Source organism: Pseudomonas sp. JE3303, assembly GCF_056312565.1.
Genome location: NZ_JBWGIF010000028.1, coordinates 1 through 5,713 on the forward strand (window position 1 = coordinate 1; position 5,713 = coordinate 5,713).

The window sequence follows — 5,713 nt, forward strand, 5'->3', positions numbered from 1 at the left end:
GCAGGCCCTGGAACTCGTGGATGTTCTGGGCAAAGCTGCCGACCCGTGCCGGGCGGTACTTCATCGACATGCCGACGATGCGCTCGAACAGCGTCGCCGAGATGATCAGGTCGGTCTTCTTGCCGGCCAGGTCCAGGCACAAGCCGCGCAGGCCCTTGAGGATCAGGTCGAAGACGTAGGCACCGCCAATGCCGACGGCCAGCACCCACAGGGTCGAGGTGGCCTGGTTGGGCACTACACGGTCGTAGACGTTCATCACGAACAGCGGCGCGGCCAGGGCGATCAGGTTGATCACCAGGCTGGCGGCGATGGCATCGATATACAGCCACTTGCTGCGCAGCAGGGTGTCGCGGAACCAGGAACGGGCACGCGGGATGAGGTTGCCGTGGTTGACGTCGAACTTGTGCTGCGGCTGTGCGAAAAACACCTTGCCGCTGTAGTCGCTGAGCAACGCATCACGGCTGATATGCACCTCGCCGCCGTCGCTCTCGCTGAGCAGCAAGCGCGCGGTGTGCTCGTTCTCCCACCCGAGCAGCACGGCGCTGCGGCCTTCCTTGAGCAGCAGCATGGCCGGCATGGCAATGCTTGGGATCTGCTCCAGCTTGCGCTGCAGCAGGCGCCCTTGCAGGCCCGCCCGGGCGGCTGCGCGGGGCAGCAGCTCGGCGGTCAGGCGCTGCGAGGGCAGCGGCAGGCCGGTGGTGAGCATGGCCCGGCTGGCAGGCTTCTGGTGCAGGACACACAAGGTCAGCAGGCTATCCAGTAAAGGATCGTCGTGCTGACTGCGTGGATCGTGGCTGAGTTGGACTCGACTGACTTCGGATTCCACGCGCGCTCTTTTCATCCTTTACGGTGTAGGGATGGGTGCCCCGTCAGTTCATGCCTGGCAGGTTCACCCTGGGTTTCAGATCGTTCTGCATAACGCTTGCCAAAGGGGCTACAACACCCTGCTTCCTGAGCAGGTGGCCAATGGTCGCCTTGATTCGATACCGAGTAAACCACTGTGTCGTCTGGACCTCGACCCACCCGCGCTGGGCCTTGGAGGGTTCCAGGTCGGCCTTCCACTGCACCCGTGCCTTTGCAAACGATGCCCGTAGCTGGGCAACAAATAGTGCCGGTGGACTAATTTCATCCGGAAGTTGGCCGACAACACTCAGGTCATTGGAGATAGCCACTTTTCGCCACGCGCAGCTGGAAAACAGTGATGCGTCACAGCAGAGCCACGGCTGTACCTGCCTTGAGAAACAGCAAATTATTGATTTCCAAAGGACTTTCCGAAGGATACGGATGAGGTGCGACAGGAAGGACGCTTGCCCGGAAAATATCAATGTGACATTACGCGGGTGATTGTTTAGGATGGCGGCCAGAAGGTCAATACTTTGGCATTAACTTTATCGCCATAGGTTATAGACAAAAAGTTGACGTCAAAAAGCGTCACACCATTATTGAAAAAATTCCATCGCAAGCGGCTTTTCGACAGTCGTATGGAAGCCAACTGGGTATCCGGAGAATAAATGAGCAGTGTTGTTGCGATTGTCAAAAGCATTGTTGGTCAAGTCATAGCGGTATCCCCGGAAGGCATCCAGCGAGTACTGATCGAAGGCGACCGCTTGTTCGCGGGCGAGCAAGTCCTGACCGGCGCGGGCGGCGCGGTAACCCTTGAGCTGGCCGATGGCCGTCTGCTCGACCTCGGTCGTGACAGCCAATGGAGCGCAGATGCGCCCGACAGCAGCGCCGACCTGAGCCAGGCGACTGCGCAGGCCGCACCGTCGGTCGAAGAGCTGCAGCAGGCGATCGCGGCGGGTGCTGACCCGACTACCGAGCTTGAAGCGACGGCTGCGGGTCCGAACGCCGCAGGCACTGGCGGAGCTGCGGGTGGTGGGCACTCGTTCGTGATGCTGGAAGCGACGGGGGGGGTGGTTGATCCGACCATCGGGTTCCCTACTGGGCCGATCGGGTTCGACACATTCGCTACGCAGGAAGATGTAGGCGCGCTGGACATCAGCAACGACGCTCAGGCTGTCACGCCTTCTGCGGCAACTACCGGCCTTACTCTGAGCGCTACACCCATCCTCACCGAAGCCGGTGGCGTAATTGTGTACACCGCCACTACCGGCCAAGCGCCCCTGACGGACTTGACTATCACCCTGTCCAACGGACAGGTGGTCGTTATCAGTGCCGGCCAGACCACTGGCACTGTGAGCGTGACGATTCCTGCAAACGACACTCCATACATTGATGCCCGCGAGATCTCCACCGTCATTACCGGCGTCACAGGTGGCGGTGGCGTTACCTTCACGCCTGATGCAACCCCGGCGGTGACGCAGATTACTGACACCCTCGACACCACTACCGTGGCGGTCACCGGGCAAGCCGCGAAGGAAGGTGACGCAAACGTCACCTTCAGCTTCCAGCTGAGCAATCCCCCGCAGGCCGGCAGCGCCGTGACCCTGACTGTCAATGTCGGTGGCACCAATTACACCGTCGATGTGGACAGCACCGGCAAGGGCACCCTGGTCGTGCCGAACACCAATGGCGATGATGTCTACAACGACGCCAGTACCCTGACCGCGACCGTGACCGAGGTCAACGGTGGCAACTTCGAAGCCACTGATCTCACCGGCGCGACGGGTACCGCAGTTATTGCCGACACCCTCGACACCACCACCGTGGCGGTCACCGGGCAAGCTGCGAAGGAAGGTGACGCAAACGTTACCTTCAACTTCCAGCTGAGCAATCCCCCGCAGGCCGGCAGCGCCGTGACCCTGACTGTCAATGTCGGTGGCACCAACTACACCGTCGATGTGGACAGCACCGGCAAGGGCACCCTGGTCGTGCCGAACACCAATGGCGATGATGTCTACAACGACGCCAGTACCCTGACCGCGACCGTGACCGAGGTCACCGGTGGCAACTTCGAAGCCACCGACCTGACTGGCGCGACCGGCACTGCCACTATCGCCGACACCGAGTCTCCCGTCGGTATTACGGTCACCGCCAATGCGGCCACCGAGGCCGATGGCAAAGTCATCTTCAACTTCCAGACCAGTCAGACTCCGCAAGGCACTACCCCGGTCGTGCTGACGGTGAAGGTCGGCAACGACACCCACACCGTGACCCTGGATGAAACCGGCCACGGCACCCTGTCGGTGGACAACCCGAATACCGAAGATGCCTTTGTCGATGCCAGCACCCTGGTGGCTGAAGTCATCACCGCTACCGGCGGCAACTTCGAGAAGCTTGAAACCGGCGCCAAGGCCACCGCCACCATTACTGACACGGAGTCGCCGGTCGGTATTACGGTCACCGCCAATGCGGCCACCGAAGCCGACGCCAAGGTCACCTTCAACTTCCAGACCAGCCAGGCTCCGCAGGGCACTACCCCGGTGGTACTGACGGTGAAGGTCGGTAACGACACCCATACCGTGACCTTGGATGAGACCGGCCACGGCACCCTGTCGGTGGATAACCCGAATACCGAAGATGCCTTTGTCGATGCCAGCACCCTGGTCGCCGAAGTCATCATCGCCACCGGTGGCAATTTCGAAAAGCTGGAGACCGGCGCCAAGGCCACGGCCACTATCGCCGACACCGAGTCGCCCGTCGGTATTACGGTCACCGCCAATGCGGCCACCGAAGCTGACGCCAAGGTCATATTCAACTTCCAGACCAGCCAGGCCCCGCAAGGCACTACCCCGGTGGTGCTGACGGTGAAGGTCGGCAACGACACCCATACCGTCACCCTGGATGAAACCGGCCACGGCACCCTGTCGGTGGATAACCCGAACACCGAAGACGCCTTTGTCGATGCCAGCACCTTGGTCGCCGAAGTCATCACCGCCACCGGTGGCAACTTCGAGAAGATCGAAACTGGCGCCACGGGCACGGCCTCGATTACTGACACCGAGTCGCCAGTAAGTATTTCGGTCACCGCCAACGCGGCCACCGAAGCCGACGCCAAGGTCACCTTCAACTTCCAGACCAGCCAGGCCTCGCAAGGCACTACCCCGGTGGTGCTGACGGTGAAGGTTGGCGATACCACCCACACCGTGACGCTGGATGAAACCGGCCACGGCACCCTGTCGGTGGACAACCCGAATACCGAAGATGCCTTTGTCGATGCCAGTACCCTGGTGGCTGAAGTCATCACCGCTACCGGCGGCAACTTCGAGAAGCTCGAAACCGGCGCCAAGGCTACGGCCACCATTACTGACACGGAGTCGCCCGTCGGTATTACGGTCACCGCCAATGCGGCCACCGAAGCCGATGCCAAGGTCACCTTCAACTTCCAGACCGGCCAGACCCCACAGGGCACTACTCCGGTGGTGCTGACGGTGAAGGTCGGTAACGACACCCATACCGTCACCCTGGATGAAACCGGCCACGGCACCCTGTCGGTGGATAACCCGAATACCGAAGACGCCTTTGTCGATGCCAGCACCCTGGTCGCCGAAGTCATCACCGCCACGGGTGGCAACTTCGAGAAGCTGGAGACCGGCGCCAAAGGCACGGCCACCATTACCGATACCGAGAGTCCTGTTTCGGTAACTGTGACCGCCAACGCGGCCACCGAAGCCGACGCCAAGGTCACGTTCAACTTCCAGACCAGCCAGGCCCCGCAAGGCACTACCCCGGTGGTGCTGACGGTGAAGGTTGGCGATACCACCCACACCGTGACGCTGGATGAAACCGGCCACGGCACCCTGTCGGTGGATAACCCGAATACCGAAGATGCCTTTGTTGATGCCAGCACCCTGGTGGCTGAAGTCATCACCGCTACCGGCGGCAACTTCGAGAAGCTGGAGACCGGCGCCAAGGCCACCGCCACGATCGAAGATACCGAAAGCCCGGTTTCCATCGAGGTCACGGCCGATGCCGCCACCGAAGCCGACGCCAAGGTCACCTTCAACTTCCAGACCAGCCAGACTCCGCAGGGCACTAGTCCGGTGGTACTGACCGTCAAAGTTGGCGATACCACGCACACCGTCACCCTGGACGAGACCGGCCACGGCACCCTGTCGGTGGACAACCCGAATACCGAAGATGCCTTTGTCGACGCCAGCACCCTGGTCGCCGAAGTCATCACCGCTAGCGGTGGCAACTTCGAGAAGATCGAGACCGGTGCCACGGGCACAGCCACGATTTCCGATACCGAAAGTCCTGTTTCGGTAACCGTGACCGCCAACGCGGCCACCGAGGCCGATGGCAAAGTCACCTTCAACTTCCAGACCAGCCAGGCCCCGCAGGGCACTACCCCGGTGGTACTGACGGTGAAGGTCGGTAACGACACCCACACCGTGACCCTGGATGAAACCGGCCACGGCACCCTGTCGGTGGACAACCCGAATACCGAAGACGCCTTTGTCGATGCCAGCACCCTGGTCGCCGAAGTCATCACCGCTACCGGCGGCAACTTCGAGAAGCTGGAGACCGGCGCCAAGGCTACCGCCACGATCGAAGATACCGAAAGCTCGGTTTCCATCGAGGTGACGGCCAATGCCGCCACCGAAGCCGACGCCAAGGTCACGTTCAACTTCCAGACCGGCCAGACCCCACAGGGCACTACCCCGGTGGTGCTGACGGTGAAGGTTGGCGATACCACCCACACCGTGACGCTGGACGAAACCGGCCACGGCACCCTGTCGGTGGATAACCCGAATACCGAAGATGCCTTTGTTGATGCCAGCACCCTGGTGGCTGAAGTCATCACCGCTAC

2 protein-coding genes are annotated in these 5,713 nt (G+C 61.4%); one reads left to right on the forward strand and one right to left on the reverse strand.

Going from position 1 to position 5,713, the window contains the following annotated elements:
- A partial coding sequence (locus AC0ZZU_RS23845; protein WP_476343885.1) for a type I secretion system permease/ATPase occupies positions 1-826 on the reverse strand: 826 nt, incomplete at its 3' end.
- Between the two features lie 685 nt (positions 827-1,511).
- Between AC0ZZU_RS23845 and AC0ZZU_RS23850 the strand changes: the two genes are divergently transcribed.
- Positions 1,512-5,713: retention module-containing protein (locus AC0ZZU_RS23850; protein WP_476343889.1), on the forward strand; the 4,202-nt coding region annotated here is incomplete at its 3' end.